We start from the raw sequence: 20,101 nt of genomic DNA, 5'->3' as shown, positions 1-20,101 counted from the left end.
CGCGTCAGTCGCATTGATACGTGACGCGCGCCAGATCGAAGCGGCGCGCCGCGATATCCTGCTCGCGCATCAGCACGTAATAGGCGCCCGGCTGCGGAATGCCGGCGTGCGGGTCGGCGCCGATCTGCAACACCAGCCGCCAGTCCCGCGCCCCCGGCAACAGGGCCTGCGCGGCCTCGCTGCGCCAGACCGCGCCGCCGCCGCAATCCAGGCCGTGCGACACCAGCTGGCAAGTGGCCTGCATGCCATTCTGCAACGACTGTGGATAGCCGCCGAGCTGATGGTTGTCGCGGCCATCCATGTCCGGCGTGCCGAACCGCGACCGCCAATCCTGGTAGCTTTCGTAGGCCTCGTCGTCCTCCAGGGCAAACGCATCCCAGCCCGCGTCATCGACACCGATCGGCGTCAGCACCGTGCGGGCCGAGACCGGCGCCGCGCGGAACACGCAGGTCCATTCATCGTCCGACAGCGAGGCCAGCGCATGCGGCACCGGCGCCCGTTCCAGCCCCGCCACGGGCGTGGTGTCCCACAGCACGCGCCAACCCACCGAAGCCGCCGGCGTGAAGCTCTCGGCCTGTTCCAGGAAATCGTAGAACACCAGCAGCCGGCCCTCGCGCGGCAGCGCGGCGTCGAATCCCGCTTCCCGCGACAACGCGGCCAGATCGAACTGCCCCAGGAACGTCAGCGGAAACGCCGTTTCCACCGCATCCGCCCGGGCGCGGGCATCCGCGCTGAAACGCTCGCCTTGCGCCGGCGTCATCCACGATCCTTTTTTCTTCGAATCCGCCAGCAGGCGCTCGGCCTCCTTGCGATGGCCGGCGGCGCGCTCGTTCGCGTCTGGATAGGCCGGCCGCGTCGGCCAGGCCATGCCACGCGGCAGGTCCGGGCGCCCGCCGATCTTGCTGGCGCCCAGGGGGATCGCGTCCTCCTCGCGGGCGGTGGTCGCCAGCACCAGCGCGGGACGCGCCTGTTCCAGCAGTCGGGAGATCACGCCGGCTGGCAGATCGGTGGCGTCGAGCGAACGACGCAGGGCGTCCTGGTCCGAAGGCAACGGGGTGAAGTCCATGACGGCAATCCTCCTGGGGCGCGGCGCGCTGGCGAAAGTGGGGCGGGCGTCGCCGCCGAATGCGCCATTCTAGGACGGCGCCATGACGTACCCCGCGATGCCGTCCCACAGCAGCTTCACCGCCGTCACCACCAGCAGCCCGTAGCAGAGCCGGTACATCTGCGCCTGGTTCAAGCGGTGATGCAGCCGCCACCCCGCCCAGACCCCCACGAACGCCGCCGGCAGGCTCATGGCCACCAGGCTCCAGTAGCCGCGCGACAGGTCCGCCACCGCCAGCCACGGGCCGGCCTTGAGCAGATTGCCGATGGTGAAGAACATGCTGGTGGTGCCGCCATAGACTTCCTTGGACAGGCCCAGCGGCAACAGATACATGGCCAGCGGCGGCCCGCCCGAGTGCGCCACCATCGTCGTGATGCCGGACGCGCCGCCCGCCAGCAAGGCCTTGCCGCTGGAACGCGGCCGCGCCGTCACCGATGCGCCGCCGCGCCACCACAGCCAGGCGAACAGCAACGTCGTCACGGCCATCAGCACCTCGACGAAATGGCGGTCGACCTGCCGCAGCACCACATAGCCCGCGGCGACGCCCGCCAGCAATCCCGGCACCAGCCACGCCAGGTCCGGCCGCGACCAGGTGCGCGGCTTCCAGTAGCGCAGGGCGAACAGATCCATCGCCACGAACACCGGCGCCAGCACGCTGCCGGCCGTGATCGGGTCCATCACCAGCGCCATCAGCGGAATGCCGATGATGGCGAACCCGCCGCCAAACGCCCCCTTCATGAAACCGATCACCCCGACGGCAAGCAGCGACATCGCAACAACATAGAAATTCAGATCCATGGCCCGGCAAGACAGAAGCAGACATTGAAAAACGCCGCCGCGCGGCGTTGTGTGACGCCATCCTAGGCCGGATAATCTGCCCATCAAAATAATCGTCCTGGATACGCTTTCGCCATGCCCGCGTCGCGCTACAAGCAGTTGGTGGATCAACTGGCGGCCGACATCCGCGGCGGCCGCCTGCCGCCCGGCACGCGCCTGCCCACGCACCGCGAACTGGCGGCGCGCGAAGGCCTGGCGCTGATGACGGCCACCCGCGTCTACGCCGAGCTGCAGACCATGGGCCTGGTCAGCGGCGAATCCGGCCGCGGCACCTTCGTCAAAGAGGCGCTGCCGCGCGGCCACGGCATCGACCTGCGCGCCTGGAACGACGACACCACCGAACTGACCTTCAATTCGCCGACCCTGCCGGGCCAGGCCGCGCTGTACCGCAGCGCCTTGCGCCGGCTGGCCGCCAAAGGCGACGCCGACGCCTTGCTGCGCTACCGCCCGCATGGCGGCAGCGACCCCGAACGCGCCGCCGCCGCCGCGCACCTGGCCCATCGGGGCCTTACGGCAAGCGCCGCCTCGACCCTGCTCGTCAGCGGCGCGCAGCACGGCCTGACCATCGCCGCCATGGCGCTGTTCGAACCGGGCGACGTGGTGGCCGTGGACGCGCTGACCTACCCCGGCTTCAAGCTGGCGGCGGAATTCTCGCGGCTGGAACTGGCGCCCGTGCCCGCCGCCGACGACGGCATGGACCTGGATGCGCTGGCCGACCTCTGCCACCGGCGCCGCGTCCGCGCGGTCTACGCCATGCCGACCCTGCACAACCCGCTCGGCTGGGTCGCCGGCCTGGCCTGGCGCGAGAACCTGGTGGACCTGGCGCGCCGCCACGGCCTGATGCTGATCGAGGACGGCGCCTACGCCTTCCTCGCCGCGCAAGCGCCACCGCCGCTGGCGGCCCTGGCGCCCGAGGCAACGCTGTACATATCGAGTCTGTCCAAGAGCGTCGCCACCGGCCTGCGCGTCGGCTCGGTCAGCGCGCCGCCAGCCTGGATTCCCAAGCTGGAACGCGCCATCCGCGCCACCACCTGGAACACGCCCGCCACCCTCACGGCCATCGTCCAGGACTGGTTCGAAGACGGCACCGTGCGGCGGCTCGAGACCGAGAAGCGCCGCGATGCCGCGCAGCGCCAACGCATCGCCGCGCAGATCCTGGGGCCGCTGCATCCGGTCGCCCATCCCTCGTCATACTTCGTCTGGCTGCCGCTGGCGCCGGAAGTGCGCGCCGATGCCATCGCCATGGCGCTGATGCGCGAACGCATCGCCGTCTCCACGGCTCATCCCTTCGCCGTCTCACACGTGCCGCACGCGATCCGGCTGGCGCTGGGCTCGGTGGACCTGGACGCCTTGCGGCGCGCATTGGAAGCGGTGGCGCGGGTGGTGGCGGACCAGACGGACAGGTAGGGCGGGCAGGCCTGCGCAACGCGCAAGGGCGATTCGCCATCCTCGGCGGGAACGCCAGGCGGCCGCCTTGCCGGATGCGCCCACTGTTGCTTTTCCGCCCGTGCCATCGACGCGCCTGCGCGCAGGCCTTGCAGTCGGACACAATTGGCAAATTGCTGTCCGACGCCAGCCCCGGCCGGCCACTAAGATGGCGCCGCATCATGCGCCACGTGCGCTTACCGAAGACCGATGAGAACAAGTCCGACATGAAAACGCGTCTGAACGTCCGCCCGTCCCCCCGCCCGCTGCTGCGCGCCACGCTGGCCGGCCTGTTTGCCGCCACGCTGGCCGCGTTCGCCAGCCCGGGCACCCTGGCGGCCAACGCCGCCGAGCCGGCCGCTCCCAAGCCCGCCGCCGCCCAGGCCACCGCCGTCACCCCGCCCGATGCCCCCACGGTGATGTACGCCATCTACCAGATCGACGGCAAGGGCGCCGACTCGTACGAAGTGGCCAACGGCAGCGTCGCCACCTACTGGTTCGGCCACGCCTTCGAACTGAACGGCACGCAATACTTCACCGGCTTCACCTGGGACACCCGCGAAAAATACGGCAAGCCCGGCGAAGACGAAGCCGGCCCCGAGACCCAGGTCAACCTGGCCGAAGCCACCTTTACCCTGACCGGCTCCACCGCCGAACGCCCCTGGAAGTTCCGCGGCATGGAGCACACCATCGGCATGTTCGGCGCCTACGAACGGGCCGAAGCCGTCGACACTAGCCGCAAGCCGCTCGACTACCGCACCCCGGAAGGCAAGCTGCTGCTGGCCGTGCCGACCCAGGGCTTTGACAACGGCACCAGCTTCGAAGGCTACGCCCTGTTCGTCTTCAATCCCGGCCCGCGCGACGAGCTCAAGGACAAGGTCTGGACCTACCTGGGCAGCATTCTCACCGGCGACGACAACAGCGCCGCCTGCGCCGACGGCGACGTCATGCCCTGCGTCGCCAAGACCGGCAAGCTGACCTTCACCGCGCAGAACGGCAGCGACATGCCGCGCCTGACCGTCACCCCCAGCGGCACCGAAATCTCCGGCCCGGGCAAGACCCGCAAACTGGGCCCCGCCGACGCGGTCAGCTACGTCTACGACGAAGCCGGCAAGAAGTACACCGAGAAGTAAACGATGACGCGGCAGGCGCGCCGGCCCGCGCCGCCGCCCGCCCAACCCGTCCCGCGACTGCCGCTACACTGACAGGTCATGCAGACCCTCTTCACGGAGCGAACCATGACCTCCCAGCCCCTGGCCATCACCCCGGCGCGCAGCGCCCTGCTGGTCATGCACTACCAGACCGACATCATGGACCTGTTCCCGTCGGTCGCCCCCACGCTGCTGGCCAACACGCGGCAGCTATGCGATGCCGCCCGCCGCGCCGGTGTGAGCGTCTACTTCGCCAAGATCCATTTCAGTCCCGGCTACCCGGAAGTCAGCCCGCTCAACAAAAACGGGCAGGGCATCCGGCAGTTGGGCCGCTTCGTGCATGACCGCGTCTCGCCCGAACTCGGCCGGCGCGACGACGAACCCATCATCCTGGCCCACCGCGCCAGCGTGTTCTTCGGCACCGACCTGCAACCGCGGCTGTCGGCCCAGGGCATCGACACCCTGATCATGGTGGGCGTCGCGTCCACCGGCGTCATGCTGTCGTCCATCGCCCACGCCAGCGACGCCGACTACCGCCTCCTGACCGTCAAGGACTGTTGCTACGACCCCGACCCGGTCGTGCACGACCACCTGTTCGCGACCGCTTTCGAATCGCGCACCACGGTGCTTTCCCTGGACGATGCCCTGTCCTTGCTGGCCACCGCCGCCGGGCCCGGGCTGCACAACAAAGAATGAGTTGACCCATGCGTACCCTGATCACTGCCTCCTTCCTCGTCGCCCTGAATTTCTCGCACGCCGCCGTGGCGCAAGCCGAACAAGGCTGCCCCGACGGCTACGCGCCCAGCGTCGGCACGCCCGGCCAGCAATGCGTGCCGATCCCCGTGGAGATCGCGCCCGCCGCGGGCGGCGCGTCCACCCCCGCCTCGCGCGACGCCCAGCGCTGGGGCGCCGTGGCCTATGACGCGCTCTCCGGCGCGATCGGCATCTCGGCCGACCGGGCCAGCAAGGCCAAGGCCGAAAAAGACGCGCTGGGCCAATGCGCCACCAAGGGCGGCGCGCGCTGCGTCATCAACACCACCTATCACGACCAATGCGTGGCCGTGGCCTACGGCCCGTCGCCCCAAGGCAGCGGCGTGCTGGTCAATTCCGCCACCGCCGCCAGTGAGGAACTGGCCCGCATGCGCGCCCTGGAAAGTTGCGAGAAAGGCGCTGGCGCCAGCTGCCAAACGTTCTACACCGGTTGCAGCCTGCCCCCGCCGGCTCAATAATCGGCGTCTCGCCGGCCCGCATCCCTCGAAGGACCTTCCATGCTCGACCCCGCCACCCTCGTCCTCTTTGGCGGCGCCTGCGTCGCGCTGGCCATGACGCCCGGCCCCGACATGCTGCTGATCGCCTCGCGCAGCGCCGCGCAGGGCAGGGCCGCCGGCTTCGCCTCGCTGGCCGGCATCCAGGCCGGCACCTACTGCCACGCGCTGCTGGCGGCCTTCGGCCTGTCGCAGCTATTCGTGGCGGTGCCCATGGCCTACGACGCGGTGCGCTTCGCCGGCGCGCTCTACCTGCTGTACCTGGCCGTGCGCGCGTTCCGCTCGCGCCCCGTGTCGCACATGCCCGATGCCGCCCGGGCCCGCTCGCCCGTGCGCGAAGTCTTCCTGCAAGGCCTGCTGACCAACCTGCTCAACCCCAAGATGGCGCTGTTCGTGCTGGCTCTGTTCCCGCAGTTCGTGCGCCCGCAAGACGGCTCGGTGGCCCTGCAGATCCTGGTGCTGGCCACCATCCTCAACGTCATCGGCCTGTTCATCAACGGCGCCGTCATCCTGGCCGCGCACCAGCTCAGCCGGCGCTGGGCCGGCCGCCAACGCGTGTCGCGCTGGCCGCAGTACGTACTGGGATCGGTGTTCCTGGCGCTGGCGCTGCGCCTGGCCACCGCCAGCCGCAACTGACGCGCGCGCTCCATGCAAAAGATCGAAGGCAAGGAATTCCGCATGGCCCTGCACAAGGGCAACGCGCATTTCCACGACCTGCATCTGCACGACTGCGCCTTCGATAACTGCGGTCTGTCGATGGTCAAGTATCCGCAACGCATGTCGCGCGTGCAGAACGTGACGCTGTCGCAATGCCGCGTCGTGAATTCAGAGATCAAGCCGTGCGTGTTCGAGGACGTGGTGGTCGAAGACCTGTCCACCAACCCCATTCTGCTGGTGTGGGCCGCGTTCCTTCGCCGGGTCACGTTGAAGGGCAAGATCGGCAAGATCAACTTGAACCTGACGCCCGAAGCGTTCTGCACGGATGCGGACCGGCTCCAGCAATTCGAGACCGCCCGCGCCGCGTTCTATGCCGAGACCGATTGGGCGCTGGACATCAGCGAAGCCAGGCTGTTGGGGCTGCGTTGCGAAGGCGTGCCGCTGCACCTGATCAGGCGCGATCCGCAAACGCAGGTGATCCTGGACAAGCGCGGGCGCTATCGTGGGCAGCAGGCGCTGGATGCCAGCTTCGCCAAGGCGTTTCCCGTTGCCGACAGCGTGCTGCGCGGCTTCGACGAATCCGACCGGCCGGCCATGCTGCTGACCGCATCAATGGGTGCGCCGAAGAAGCGGCGTGACGAGGAACTGGGCGCGATCGCGGAGTTGCGCACGCTGGGATATCTGGAAGAGTGAAGCGCGTGCCGCGTCAACGCCATAGCCAGTAGCCGACTGCCGTCACCACCGCCATCCACAACGCCACGATCACCGCCGCGCCCACCCGGCTGCGCGGCTTTTCGCGCTTGGCCTGGATCCACGCGTCCGCCTGGCTGCGGCATTCCCGCAGCACATCTGGCGGCAACAACTTGATGACCAACCAGATCAGGCCCGGCAGCAACAGCACGTCATCCAGATAACCCAGCACCGGGATGAAGTCGGGAATCAGATCGATGGGACTGAGGGCGTAGGCCACCACGAACAGGCCCAGCGCCTTGGCGTGCCAGGGCGTGCGGGGGTGCTTGCCGGCGAACCAGAGGGTCAGGCCGTCGCGCTTGATGCGCCGGGCCCAGGTTTTGAGGCGGTCGCGGGTTGGCATGGAGCGCGGGGTAGGGGGCAGCGGGGATGGATTCCAGATTGAACCCGTGACTTGGCTTCAACGCAATCTGCTCGCTAAATCCGCAGCCGCTTGCATCGCGTGCTTTGACGCCCGATAGGGGGGCAATACCTTGGGCAATCGCCGGATGATGACCGCGACGCGTCTTTCCGAGGCAGCCAAGGCACGCACCAGGACGTCGCCGAACATCTTGCGAATGGCGGTATTCGTATCGATCGCGCCCACCTTCGCGTACAAGCGACCGCAGGTGGGGATCGCACCAGTACGGACCCAGCGTCGTTCATCACGGCACAAAAAGGCGAACATCATCAGTCTTCGCATCCTCAAAAGCTTGCTTTAGTTGATCTCGACGCGGTCCTTCGGGCTCGTTCTTCAGCGCATCTTCCAGCGCCTTGGCTTGCCTGGCCTGAGCCTCCAGGAACTGCCCGACCTGCTTCTGAGCCTCCGACGCGATCTCGAACCCCGCCTCGATCTTCTTCTCGTCGAAGATCGGCTTGAGCGCATTCAACGTATCCGACGACGTGTCGCGATTCAGCGCAGCGTTTGACTGGATATCGCCGCGCCGACCAAGGTCGTGTTTCGCGCGATATCCAACTGGAAGCCGCCGTCGCCCGCCTTCAGGCCCGCCTGTTCGCTGGCGGATCGGAAGTCGCCGTTCATCCGGCCTTGGGCGACGTGGCCCGACACCGAACGCTTGCAGTAGCCGTACACGCAGATGTTGGCCTTGATCGCGACGCGGTCCTTCAGGCTCGTTCTTCAGCGCATCTTCCAGTGCCTTGGCTTCCCTGGCCCGCGTTTCCAGGAACTGCCCGACCTGCTTCTGAGCCTCCGACGCAATCTCGAACCCCGCCTCGATCTTCTCCTTGTCGAAGATCGGCTTGAGCGCATTCAACGTATCCGACGACGTGTCGCGATTCAGCGCAGCGATCGTTTGAGTCGCCGTCAGTCCAGTTAAGTCCTGCTGCGCGACTTCATCGCGAATCACGACATTGCCGCCACTGATCGCGCTGCGCGTGGCCGAGCTGGCATTGCCGGAAGCGCCTACGACAACAGGCAGGCCTGCCGACGCCCCGCTCTTGTCGCCCGGGTCCCGCGCGTTGTCGGCCCCGCCCGCCGTCTGGCCGTTGGCGTTCGCGGCTACGTCCGCTTTGCCCGCATCGCCTTTCTTGGGTGCGCCCCCGCCGTCGCCGCCCCAGCTATAGCCCCCGCTCAGGGCAATCTGGTCGGCCTTGTACCGGGCCGTGTTCTTTACATCCTGAACATCCAGCGTGCGCGTGCCGAGCGCGTTTCGGCCTTCCAGCGCCGCGCGCTCGCTGCTGGATATCGCCGCGCCGACCAAGGTCGTGTTTCGCGCGATATCCAGTTGGAAGCCGCCGTCGCCCGCCTTCAGGCCGGCCTGTTCGCTGGCGGATCGGAAGTCGCTGTTCATCCGGCCTTGGGCGACGTGGCCCGACACCGAACTCTTGCAGTAGCCGTACACGCAGATGTTGGCCTTGACGCCGATGCTTTGCTGCTTGGCGTCGTAGGTGCTGGCATCCTGCAGGGTCTCCAGGCGCAAGTCCTTGCCCACCGACGCGATGATCCGGTCGGCTCGACCAGTTCCACCGATCAAGGACGTGTCAGCGCCGGATCGCAACGCCAGCATAGTGCCGGCGCCCACGAGGCGCTATCGACGAATCCCTACATAAGGCGACAGTAAAGCAAACCAGAGCCCTCCCGGATCACAATCCGTCGCACCCGAATTGAGCCATTCCCTTATTACGGCGTTCACAATCTCTTCATTTGATTTTCCATATTGAAGCTGAAGCAGCCAATCATATTCTGTCCCCCCTCCACCTACTACAGGCTTAGCTCCCCTGTCTAACAGTGCAAGGACACACCGGCGCACAAACTCCGTGAGATCGTCGCCACTCAATCCAAACTCTTGTCGACCTGTCGGGATGATCTGCCACATACCCACGGCATCGGTAGGCAATTCCCCCGCTATCGTGTTTATACATTCAGCCATTGTCTGGCCAAAAATTCCAACGGAGTGAAGATTCAAACTCATCTTTGGTGCACCTTAAATCCTGGTGGCAAGCTCAGGTTATTGCTCTTTACCACATCAATCGTGGCACCGCTTTTTACGCTGTTCCGAATGCCAAAGACAGTTCCATCTGCTCTTTGATACCAAGTACCGGCATATCCCGGCGGGGTTGGGACCGGACTAGCCCCGCTCATCAACTGTGCCTGTAGAGCGCCAAATTGTTCTGGTGTCACAGTCCTGATTCTTGGCCCGGCGCCAGGGTGCACATTTCCTACAGGAATGCCGTTCGGCATCAAAATATCACTCGTGCTCCCACGGTTTGTGGCATCGTTCAATATGACCTGCGGCCCTTGCGGCTCAGCCATCGGCGTAACGCTGCCGCCTAGATACGCATTCCCATCCGCGTCATAGCTCGGCGTGGCCAGACTCCCCTGATCCGCCTCATACCCCGGCGTACTCTGCGCATGCCGCCCATCTTCCGCATACCCCGGCACTCGCGTATCGCCACCCGGCGGCACAGCCGGTGTCTCCAACGGCCCATTCGCCTCTTCCGGTCCGCTATCCTTCTCGAATAGCCTGTTCCACACTCGCGTCAGATGCCGCGCAATGTTCTCATTCGCGCTTGCCACGCCGTTAGAGTCGCGCCGCCCCAAGCTTCCGAATGCGCCGCCGGCCGAGCCCGCGCCTATTACCGGCAACGGCAATGCAAGTTGGTTGTTCTCCAACTCCACCCGCGCCGCGTCATTCACCGCCGCCACGGCCTTCGGATCCAGCGCCGCAGTCAGGCCCGCCAGCACGCTCGTCACCAGATTGATGCGCGCCTCGCGCTTCACGGGATCGAGCTTGTTCGATGACTTGCCGGACACCTGCTCCATGAGCTGGCTGATGACGATTCCCGCGGATGCGCCGGTGGCGGCGGCGCCGCATCCTGTGCTTTTTGCCGCAGCCCCCGCGCATCCCAGCAAAGCATGCAGTGCCACATGTCCGGCGGAACCTTCCCCGCCAAGCAGCGGCGCGATTTCCTTGATCTTGGCCGCGCTCAAGCTCTGCAAGTAATTCACGGTTGCCGCTTGCACGAACCCGCTGGCGCTACCCGTCACGTTTGCGCCAGTGGCCAAGCTCACAGCCATCAGTGCTTCACGGTATCTGCCTCCTGGTCCCCATTTCTGGACCGCTTCGTGTTGGGCACGTAGTTGATCTCGACGCGGTCCTTCGGGCTCGTTCTTCAGCGCATCTTCCAGCGCCTTGGCTTCCCTGGCCCGCGTTTCCAGGAACTGCCCGACTTGCCGATTGACCTCCGACGCGATCTCGAACCCCGCCTCGATCTTCTCCTTGTCGAAGATCGGCTTGAGCGCATTCAACGTATCCGACGACGTATCCCGATTCAGCGCGCCGATCGTTTGAGTCGCCGTCAGTCCAGTTAAGTCCTGCTGCGCGACTTCATCGCGAATCACGACATTGCCGCCGCTGATCGCGCTGCGCGTGGTCGAGCTGGCTTTGCCGGAAGCGCCCGCGACAACAGGCAGGCCTGCCGACGCCCCGCCCTTATCGCCCGATTCCCGCGCCTTATCGGCGCCGCCCGCCGCCTGGCCGTTGGCGTTCGCGGCTACGTCCGCTTTGCCCGCGTCGCCTTTCTTGGGTGCGCCCCCGCCGTCGCCGCCCCAGCTATAGCCCCCGCTCAGGGCGATCTGGTCGGCCTTGTACCGGGCCGTGTTCTTTACATCCCGAACATCCAGCGTGCCCGTGCCGAGCGCGTTTCGGCCTTCCAGCGCCGCGCGCTCGCTGCTGGATATCGCCGCGCCGACCAAGGTCGTGTTTCGCGCGATATCCAACTGGAAGCCGCCGTCGCCCGCCTTCAGGCCCGCCTGTTCGCTAGCCGATCGAAAGTCGCTGTTCATCCGGCCTTGGGCGACGTGGCCCGACACCGAACTCTTGCAGTAGCCATACACGCAGATGTTGGCCTTGACGCCGATGCTTTGCTGCTTGGCGTCGTAGGTGCTGGCGTCCTGCAGGGTCTCCAGGCGCAAGTCCTTGCCCACCGACGCGATGATCCGGTCGGCTCGACCGGTCGCACCGATCAAAGAGGTGTCAGCGCCGGATCGCAACGCCAGCACGTTGCCGGCGCTCACGTCGGCATAGGTCCAACGGGTGTCCTTGCCATCGGCGCGGCCACGAGCGCCGCTGACGCCGATGGTGACCATGACGCCAGCCCCGTTCTCGCTGTCGGCCGACACGCCGATGCCCACGCTTGCGCTGGAACTCTTGTTCTTCGTGTTCTGCTCGAAGGTGTTTTGCGCGGCCCGCAGCTGGATGTTCCCATCGGCATCAAGCAGGGCATTGCCGCCCGCCGACAAGCGCGATCCCGTGAGCGTGATGTCCGAAGCCGACCCCGCGCCCTGGGCGAGGAGGGTAAGGTCCTGGCCGGCGGCCACCGTCGATCCGGCCGTCGACGAAGACGCGCGGTCCGTGGCGCTCTGGCTCTTGCTGGTGCCCAGGTCGATACTGAGGCTCACGCCGCCCGCGCTTTTCGGGTCCGCCATCATCGCGTCGTAGGCATTGAGCGCGGCAAGGCCCGTGGTCGCCAGGGCCAGGCCCTGCATGACCTTGTTGTCGGTCTTGCCGGCGGCCTCGTTCATCCGGCCGGCGGTCTGCATCGCGCTGATCAGCGGCGCGCTGGCGTTGATGCTGACGCCGGATTGCTTGACCTCGTGCAATTCCTTGTCGCGCGTGGTGTCGAGCGCCGCGGCGATATTGATGCCGCGCCCGGTCAGCGTCACATCGCCCTGGCGCGCCAGGACGTTGCTGCCCGTCACGTTCAGTGCGCGCTCCGCGCGGATCAGCGTATCGCCTTCGACGCTGCCGACGGTGCTCGCGGTATGGAACACGTTCTTGCCGTCGAGCGAGTCGGTTTGCCTGCGCGTGCCGTAGCTCAGCCCTCCCATCGCGCCTAGCCCCGACTTCCTGACCATCTTGTAGTCATAGCGGTCAGAACGATTCTCGCCAGGCAGAATGTTCACGTCGCGCTCGCCAGCGATGAGCAGGTCTCGCTGCGCGCCGACGTTCGATCCCGTCACGTTCAGGTCGCGGCCCGCCGTCAGCACCGCCGTGTCGCCAGTAAAGGTGGCAGCCTGCGCCAGTATCTGGTCCACCGACTGTATCTTGTGGGTGGACTTGGATCGCAGAAAGCCGCGCTCCTTGTTATGGCTTTCGGCATACGCGTACAGCGTCCGCTCGCCAGCGGTTATCTGGATGTCACGGCCCGCATCGACGGCCAATTGCTTGCCCGCGGTGACGTCCGCCGCGCGCGCAATGACGTCTTGACCGGCAACCAACGCCAGGTTGCCACCCGCGGCGATTGTCGTGCCGGTCTGCTCACTGCTACGAAACTCGTAGCGATTGCGCGCGTCCCGCACATTGGTTTCGCCATGGCTTTGGGTCAGGGCGGTCAGCGACAGGTCGCGTCCGGCCTGCAGGCGCGCGTCGTCCTGGACGGCTAGCTGCGCCGCCGTCAAGGCAAGGTCGCGCCCGGCCCGCATGTCCAGACTGCCTGCGTCAATACGCGCGATGCCGGTCAGGTACGAGCCCCAGGTCGTGCCGTGGTTCTCCTTGGCGGCGGTCGATGTCAGGCGTATATCGCGGCCGGCCAAGAACGCAACCGTCTTGCCCACGATCCTGGATACCTGGTTGGTGAGGTCCTCGCGCGCGGCCAGATCGATCCGCCCGCCCTGGATGCGCCCGCCCGCCTGGTTGACGATATTGGCCGCGCCCATCACGAGCGCCACGCGCGCGCCCAGGGTGCCGCTGTTGGCGATATCGCCTTGGGCCGCGAGTTCGACATTGCGCCCGGTCATCAACGTGCCGTCGCCTTTCAAATCGTCCGGCCGCACCAGCAGATAGACCCTCGGGACAAGCACGCTCCCGATGCTGCCATCGGCCAGTGTGATCGACTCCTCCTCCAGCCAGACGAGATCAGTGGTCAGCAGGCGCTGCTGCGCCTCGCTCAGCGCCACGCCGATCTTCAGGCCATTGCGCTGGGCGAAGCGCGCGCCTTCGGCCATGAGCGCCTTGTATTGCGCGTCGTAATCGCTGTAGTTCTCCAGGAAGCGCTGCCCCGAGGAAGCCAGGATCTGGTCAGACACGAGCTTCTGTTCGTAGAACCCGTCACCCAGGCGTCTGGGCTGGCCCGTGGGCGTCAGGAATCCGGCGCTTGCGGGAAACAGGGCGTCCCAATCCGGCGGGCGCGCGTCGGACGACCCTTTGCCTGTCGTCGCAGCGCCAATAGTGGTGTCCGGCGCCGCGCCGGGCTGGCGCAACAAGTCCAGCAGGTAATCGCTGGACACGAACGGACGCTGGCCAACGAAACGCGGGTCGGTAGCCACGATGTACGGCGCGTCCGGCTTGCCGTTGACGACAAAGAACTGACTGTCGGGAATACTCGCGGGATTGGCAACGACACGCACCGTGTTGCCACCGGGCAGGTCCACACTGGCCACCTGCACGGGGCCGGGTGCGGCGATGCCGCTGGCCCCCGGCGTCTTGCCGCTCAGTGACACCACTGCATTGCCGCCTGCGGCGCCCACCGGCAATTCGATGCTCTCTTCGCTTGCGGTGCGCCGGTAACGCGATTGGTTTTCTTTGCGGTGGTTCTTTCTGCCCGGATAGGTATGGGTTTGCGTGCCCTCGCGCGTCGTGATGCGAACCCCGCCGGCTCCTATATTCTGGATCGCCGGACCTTGCACGGACAACGCACCGCCCGCCGCAATCTGGCTTTTATCGTTGACGACAGTGCCGGCCAGTGTCATGGCGCCGCCGGCCAGGATCTTGCCGGGATCGGAGCTCAGCGTCCGCGTTTCGGTGACCGTTTCATCCAGGTAGTAGTAGGTAAAGTCATCGACCAGATGGCGCTGGAAGTCCGCATTGAATGCGTTGATGCGGGTATTCAGTTCGAGGAAGGGCGCCTGGTAAGCGGCGAACGCGCGCTTGTAGGCCTCCCGGCTGGCGTTCTCCTCGGCAATGCATCGGCCATCGCGTCCGCAGTAGCGCGGCGTCCACTGCGGCGCCGGGCCTGTCGGCGGCTTCACGTCGAAAACCTGCCAGATCTTCGCATCCACGCGGTAGGCGTAGGACGGCCCCGAGCTCCCGAACCTACCGCTCCCGAATTTCTTGGGCCGGGAACACTTCGGGCCGCTCCCCTCCAGGGCGCAGCGGTCCAATTGGGGAACCCGGATAGGCGTGACCGGAATATGCCCGTGCTTGTTGCGAATACCTGGCGTGTAATCGAACTGCGGCCCGTAGCGCGATGCCGGATATTGGTCGGACGGCAGCAGCAGCATGCGCTCGGCGTCGTCGTCCATGAAGCTTCGGGGATCCTGACTGCACAGCTTGGTGACCGAGTCGCAGACCCAGTTGTCCGCCATGTCGTACATGACGCCGGAATTCCATGGCTTGGCATAGACCTTTTTCTGCTCGGCCACCTTCACCATGCCGCTGGTGTACTGGGTGTTCTGGTTATCGATCCGCGCCGCGCAGATGTGCGCATCGCCGGCAGCCTCGATGGTGGCCGAGGCGTTCAAGAGCGAGGCGGCCTGATCGATAGCCGCGCCGTGCATATCCAGCGCGCCGCCGATGCGCAGGTCGGCGCCCGAGTAAATCAGAGCATGGTCGCGGTTGGTCAGCGATGCCACTCCGAGATTCATGTTCCCGCGCGAGGCGATGACGGCGCCGCCGCCCGCCCCGGCGCCATTGACCAGCGTGCCCGCCTGGATGGACAACGTGTCGCCATAGATCCGGCCGGTGTTCTCCAAGCGATCCGCGGCGATGCGCGTCGAGCCGCCGTCGATAAGACCCGAGTTGGTCAAGCCGCGCGCGACCGTGATGGCATTGGCGCCGCCGGCCAACAGTTCGCCCGAGGCCTGGTTGTTCAACGAGTCTGCCGTGATGGTCAGATCGCGAACGGCGCTGATCCGGGCCCGGTTGTCCATGTCGCCGCCCACGGACAGCGCAAGATCGCGGCCGCTGGCGATGTCGCCTTCCTGGTTCAGGGAGCCGGCGTATTGGAACGACAGATCGCCCGCCGACTGCAATGTGCCCAACCCTTGCAAGACCTTCGTGCTCACCGCCAGGCGCTTGTCCGCCAGCAGCTTGCCGCCGGCGTTGTCCAGCCGGTCGGCCAGGATTCGCGCATTGCCCTGGGAGGCGATTTCGCCGCCGGTGTTGTCCAGGTCCTGGGTGGACAGCGTCAGATCTTCGCGCGCTTGCACGGACCCCGTCTGGTTACCCACCCGGTCCGCCAGAATGTCGACCACCTTGCCCAGCACGCCCTTGGGGGGATCGCCGGCCGCGGTCAACGTGCCGCCGTTATCGAGGCTGGCCGCGCGCAGCGTCAGCGCGTTGTCGGCCTGGATCAGGCCTGCGTGGTTGTCCACCGCGTTCGTGGTGGCGGGGGAGGAGGTTGCGGTGACGGTCACATCACGCCCGGCCAGCGTGCCGCGGCGGTTGGCGATGGCGGCGGCCTCGATGCGCGCGGCGCCCGCTGCGGCAATCCGCCCACCCGTGTTGTCGAGATTTCCGTCAAGCTCGATCTTGGCATCGCTCGTCGCAATCAGCTCGCCGCCCTGGTTGCGCAGATTGGTGGCGGTGGCGATCAGATCGCCGCCAGCCAGCACCGAGCCCGTGTTGTCCAGCGTGGTTCCGGCCTTCAGGGTGGCGCGCCCGACTGCCGTGGCGATACCGGCGTTGCCCAGCGCACCGCCTGCGCTCAGGTCGAATGCCGCGCCGGACTGCAAGCGGCCGTCCGCCGTGGTGTTGAGTTTGCCGGCGGCGCTGACGGCGAGGTCGCCCGTTTGCGTCGCGGCGAGGCCGCCCAGCGTTGCGTCGGCGCCCGCGCGCAGGGTCATGCCGTGTTGCGCGACCACCGAACCCAGCGCGGTGAGCGCAGCGCCAGCGTGAGCCGTCAGGCCACCGCCCGCCTGCTGCCGCGAGGCGGCGCGCAGCGCGATGTCGCCGCGCTGCGTGGTCAGCGAAAGATCGCCCTGCAAGGCGACGACCGTGCCTTCGATGCTGAGCGTGTCGCCCGCGGTCAAAGATTGCGAGCCGCCCGCCAGCATGCGGCCAGCCACTTCCAGTGCCCCTGATGCTGAAGCGTTCAACGTGCGGCCAGCTTGCGCCAGCCCGGCCGTGCCCACCGCCACGTCACGGCCTGTCAGCGTCAGGGTCGCGTCGGTGGCGGTGGTCCCGTTCAAGTGTGCGTCGTGCGTGGCGGCAAGCCGCATGTCTCCCACCGAACTGAGGGCGCCCGCCACGAACAGGGAGCGCCGCGCGTTGGCGGTCAGCGTACCGGCGGCCTGCAACGACCCATCCTGTTTGACGACGACATCGCTCCCAGCCGTGAGAGAGGCATCGCCCGCTGCGCGCCCGCCCAGCGCAGCCGCCAGACCGCCCACGCGGACGTCGCCTTTTGCGGCAAGCGTCAGGCCGCCGCCGGCGGCAATGACGCCATCAGCGTCCAACTGGGCGCCGGCACTCGCGTTCAGGTTCTGCGACGCCTGCATCCTGCCGGTTGCCGCGACTTCCAGGTTTGCGCCCGCGTCAGCCGTAAGCCCGCCCGCCAGCGCAGTCGCGATGCCGGCGACACGGATGTCGCGCCGCGCGCCCAGGACAACGGGCGAGCCGGCGGTCGCCGCGCCGGTGATGAACAGATCGCGGCCCGCCTGCGCTTGCAACGCACCCAGGCGCGCACCAGACCCGGCGCCCTTGGCGGTACCCGCGATGCCGGCGATTCGCAGGTCCTGGCCCGCGCTCAGCAGCAGCTTGGCGCTGCCCTGGGCCAGGCCCGTCTCGCCGACGGTCAGATCATCGTTCGCCTCGCTGCGCAGGGTACCGTTGGCGACGGTCTTGCCGTTCAACTCCGCGTTCTTGCCAACTGTCAGGATGATGTCCCGCAGACCGGAAATCGAGCCGTTCGCCAGCAGCTTGCCGCTGGCCTGCGCCTGCAATGATCCGCCGGCCTGCAGCGCACTCGCACCGCCCAGCGTCAAGCCGCCGCCGCTGCTGACCTTGAGCGCCCCCGTGTCCACCAATACCGTGCCGTCCACGGTCAAGTCCCTTTCGACTCGCAACGTCGCGGCTTGACCCGCCACCAACGTGCCCGCCAGCGTCCCGGTCCCTACCCGTGCCAGGATCGAACCATTGGCCTGCTGTCGCGATCCCGCCAAGGTGGTCAGGCCGCCGGGCGTCTGAATGATCAGGTTGCCGGCGGCGAAGTGCTGGCCCGCAAGGCGCTGATTGGTCGCTTCCAGTATCAGGTCGCCCAGCGATGTCATCGTGCCGGTGGCCATCAGCGTGCTGCCCGCGCGTGCTTGCAATACGCCACCTGCCAGCGTCTGGCTGTCGGCAGACAGGTTCATACCTTTTCCGGCGATCAGATCCAGGGGCCCGTTGGCGGACGCAGCGGTGCCGGCCAAGTCCATCTGGCTGCCGGCCTCCAGGTGCATGCCCATGTCACCGCGCGTCGCGCCGGCCACCGATAAATCGCCTGCCGCGAGCAGGCGCGCCTTGCCGGATGCGTCTGCCTGCCCGGTGGCGCCGATACGTAGATTGCGTCCGGCGTCCATACCCAACGATCCACCGGCACTGAGCGTTCCGTCCACACGCGTATCGCGTGTCGCCCGCGCCTGGAGATCGGCCGCGGACACCAATGCGCCGCCCAATGTGAGGTCGCGGCCCGCAGTGGCCCGCACCTGCTTGCCTTGCAGCTTGCCCGCCGAACCCTGCGCCAGATCGTTGCCGCTTGTCAGGCTCAACGCCGCGTCGCTCAGGACGGCCCCGCCCAAGGATGCATCCCGGCCGGTTCGTAGCGTGACGTTGCCGGTCGACTGCAATTGCGTGCCGGCCTCCAGGGTCAAGTTACCGTCGGCCTGGGTCAGCAACGTCCCCGACGCGTACACCTGTTGCGGCAGTACCAGGTCGCGTCCCGCTTGCAGCGTGACGTAATCCTTTGCGGACACCACGCCGGCCACCAGGGATACGCCGCCGCGCGAGTCGGCCGGCGCGTCGGACGGCTTGCCCAACTGCGCATCCGCCTGCGCTGCGGCATCGGCACCACTATCGGTGGTTACGCCCTGGGCGGGTTGCGGCACGGCCGTCTGAAGGGCCACCGTCAGGTTGCGGCCAGATTGCACGCGCGCGTCCTGGCCCGACGTCAGCAGGCTTCCCGATAGCGAAAGGTCCCTGCCGGCGGCTACACGCAAGGCGCCCTGTGTACGCAGGCTGCCTTGTGCGCCCACAGTTGCGTCGCCGCGCGCGTCCACGTCCAGCGCCGCGCCCGCGCCGACCGCGCCCGACACCGCGACTTTACCTGCGGCGGTGAGCGCCACCGCGCCTGTCGCCTGCGCCGCGCCCTGCACGGCCAGGTCGCCGCCACTCTCCACGCGCAGATCCCCCGCTGCCTGCACGGTGGCGCGCGGCGCAATGCGGACGTCGCCGGCGGCATTGACCTGCAAATCGCCCGTCAGCGCCATCAGATTGCCGCCGATGTTCACCCCCACGCCGGCCTCGGTGCCGATCAGGCGGATGCTGTTGGCGTACATGCCGCCCAGCGCGGCGGTGTCCAGCGTTACCCCGGGTGCTGGGCCATCACCCGCCTGCGGCGATACGGCGCCCGTGCCATAGTCGACCTGCGACGCGCCGGCCGTCACGCTCAACCGGTTCGCCCAGACCTGCGCGTTGATCTCCAGCGTGCGCGCGATCAGGTCCACCTGGCTCAGGTTCATGCCGTTCAGGCCTTGTCCCTCGATGCCAAGCCGGCCTGCCGCCACGTCAAAGCCGATGCCACCGTCCGGCCCGACGCGGGGTTTGCCGGTGGTCAGCGTGGCCCGGTCGGCATTCAGGAATCCGCAGCCATTGCACGTAATGCCTGCCGGGTTGGCGACGATGACGTTGGCCCGATTGCCAGCCACTTCCAACGTGCCGAGCAATTGCGACGGATTGGGCGCGGTGACCTGGTTGAGAATGGTGCCCGCATGCCGATTGCCCAGCATGGGGTTGCCGTCCACTTGCCCGGCCAGTTGCGACGGGCTGGCGCCGCCGCTGTTATTGAGCACCACGCCGGATGGGCCGACGTTGAATTGCGTGTAGCGGTTGTTCGACACGCCACCGGCCGAAGGCGGCGCGATATTGACCACCGGCACGCCATGGCTGACGCTCACGAAGGGCTTGGCGCCCGGCACACTTCTGTCCACCGAGATCGGCAGGGTCTGCGCCATCACGGGCGACCAGACCTGCGTGAAGACCACGGACCACGCCATCAGGGAACGGAGCTTGGACATCATTCGTACTCGGTTGAAGGCGGCTTGGAGGGAGGGCGTCGCAATCGTCTTGATGACTGCGGGACTCCCCACATCCCGTCACCCGCCACGGATCGCCAGCGCTATCTGCGATCGGCAATTGCGTGTTTCGCGAAGCGCCATGCAGGGCTTCACTTTTAGCCGTGCCCCGTTCGTGCAAGACGTAGGAACGATCCGAGAT

13 protein-coding genes are annotated in these 20,101 nt (G+C 67.1%); 6 read left to right on the top strand and 7 right to left on the bottom strand.

Translation table 11 applies throughout. From position 1 onward, the window contains the following. Window positions 1-4: 4 nt before the first annotated feature. Window positions 5-1,066 carry a YwqG family protein gene (locus AAID08_RS00540; RefSeq protein ID WP_395757246.1) on the bottom strand — a complete coding sequence of 354 codons (1,062 nt, stop codon included), beginning with the start codon at window positions 1,064-1,066 and terminating at the stop codon, window positions 5-7. A 69-nt stretch (window positions 1,067-1,135) separates the two neighbouring features. Then, complete coding sequence (locus AAID08_RS00535; RefSeq protein WP_232063928.1) at window positions 1,136-1,876, bottom strand: sulfite exporter TauE/SafE family protein; 741 nt, start codon at window positions 1,874-1,876, stop codon at window positions 1,136-1,138. 141 nt (window positions 1,877-2,017) lie between these two features. Here AAID08_RS00535 and AAID08_RS00530 point away from each other — a divergent pair, with 141 nt between their 5' ends. From AAID08_RS00530 to AAID08_RS00505, 6 genes are all read left to right on the top strand, one after another. Next, window positions 2,018-3,349: a PLP-dependent aminotransferase family protein gene (locus AAID08_RS00530; RefSeq protein ID WP_395757245.1), complete on the top strand. Its 1,332-nt coding sequence runs from the start codon at window positions 2,018-2,020 to the stop codon at window positions 3,347-3,349. A 245-nt stretch (window positions 3,350-3,594) separates the two neighbouring features. Beyond that, window positions 3,595-4,500: a hypothetical protein gene (locus AAID08_RS00525; RefSeq protein ID WP_343719712.1), complete on the top strand. Its 906-nt coding sequence runs from the start codon at window positions 3,595-3,597 to the stop codon at window positions 4,498-4,500. Window positions 4,501-4,605: 105 nt separating this feature from the next. Continuing rightward, window positions 4,606-5,214, top strand: a complete 609-nt coding sequence (locus tag AAID08_RS00520) for an isochorismatase family cysteine hydrolase (RefSeq protein ID WP_395757244.1) — start codon at window positions 4,606-4,608, stop codon at window positions 5,212-5,214. A gap of 8 nt (window positions 5,215-5,222) precedes the next feature. Next, window positions 5,223-5,747, top strand: a complete 525-nt coding sequence (locus AAID08_RS00515; protein ID WP_395757243.1) for a DUF4189 domain-containing protein — start codon at window positions 5,223-5,225, stop codon at window positions 5,745-5,747. Window positions 5,748-5,786: 39 nt separating this feature from the next. Continuing rightward, on the top strand, window positions 5,787-6,419 hold the full coding sequence (locus AAID08_RS00510) for a LysE family translocator (RefSeq protein WP_054419531.1): 633 nt from the start codon (window positions 5,787-5,789) through the stop codon (window positions 6,417-6,419). Between the two features lie 12 nt (window positions 6,420-6,431). Further along, entirely contained in the window at window positions 6,432-7,133 is a 702-nt protein-coding gene (locus tag AAID08_RS00505; RefSeq protein ID WP_395757242.1) for a hypothetical protein, read from the top strand. Between the two features lie 13 nt (window positions 7,134-7,146). On the opposite strand, the gene AAID08_RS00500 is transcribed toward AAID08_RS00505, so the two are convergent. From AAID08_RS00500 to AAID08_RS00480, 5 genes are read right to left on the bottom strand one after another with little or no spacing between them, the layout of a single operon-like run. Next, a complete protein-coding gene (locus tag AAID08_RS00500; protein ID WP_395757241.1) occupies window positions 7,147-7,533 on the bottom strand; it encodes a YkvA family protein in 387 nt (128 codons plus the stop codon). A gap of 57 nt (window positions 7,534-7,590) precedes the next feature. Then, window positions 7,591-7,860 (bottom strand): hypothetical protein, encoded by a 270-nt coding sequence (locus AAID08_RS00495; protein ID WP_175167303.1) that lies wholly within the window; start codon window positions 7,858-7,860, stop codon window positions 7,591-7,593. Beyond that, window positions 7,835-9,196, bottom strand: a complete 1,362-nt coding sequence (locus tag AAID08_RS00490) for a hemagglutinin repeat-containing protein (protein ID WP_175167304.1) — start codon at window positions 9,194-9,196, stop codon at window positions 7,835-7,837. The genes AAID08_RS00495 and AAID08_RS00490 overlap by 26 nt, the downstream gene beginning before the upstream one ends. 21 nt (window positions 9,197-9,217) lie before the next feature. Then, window positions 9,218-9,601, bottom strand: coding sequence for a hypothetical protein (locus AAID08_RS00485; RefSeq protein ID WP_082884037.1), 384 nt, complete (start codon window positions 9,599-9,601; stop codon window positions 9,218-9,220). Then, window positions 9,598-19,905 carry a hemagglutinin repeat-containing protein gene (locus tag AAID08_RS00480; RefSeq protein WP_395757240.1) on the bottom strand — a complete coding sequence of 3,436 codons (10,308 nt, stop codon included), beginning with the start codon at window positions 19,903-19,905 and terminating at the stop codon, window positions 9,598-9,600. The genes AAID08_RS00485 and AAID08_RS00480 overlap by 4 nt, the downstream gene beginning before the upstream one ends. Between the last annotated feature and the right edge of the window lie 196 nt (window positions 19,906-20,101).

The organism is Achromobacter sp. EB05 (assembly GCF_044232075.1).
GTDB lineage: Bacteria > Pseudomonadota > Gammaproteobacteria > Burkholderiales > Burkholderiaceae_B > Achromobacter > Achromobacter dolens.
Note: the sequence above shows the minus strand (reverse complement) of the source record. Positions and strands in the feature narration are given on the sequence as shown.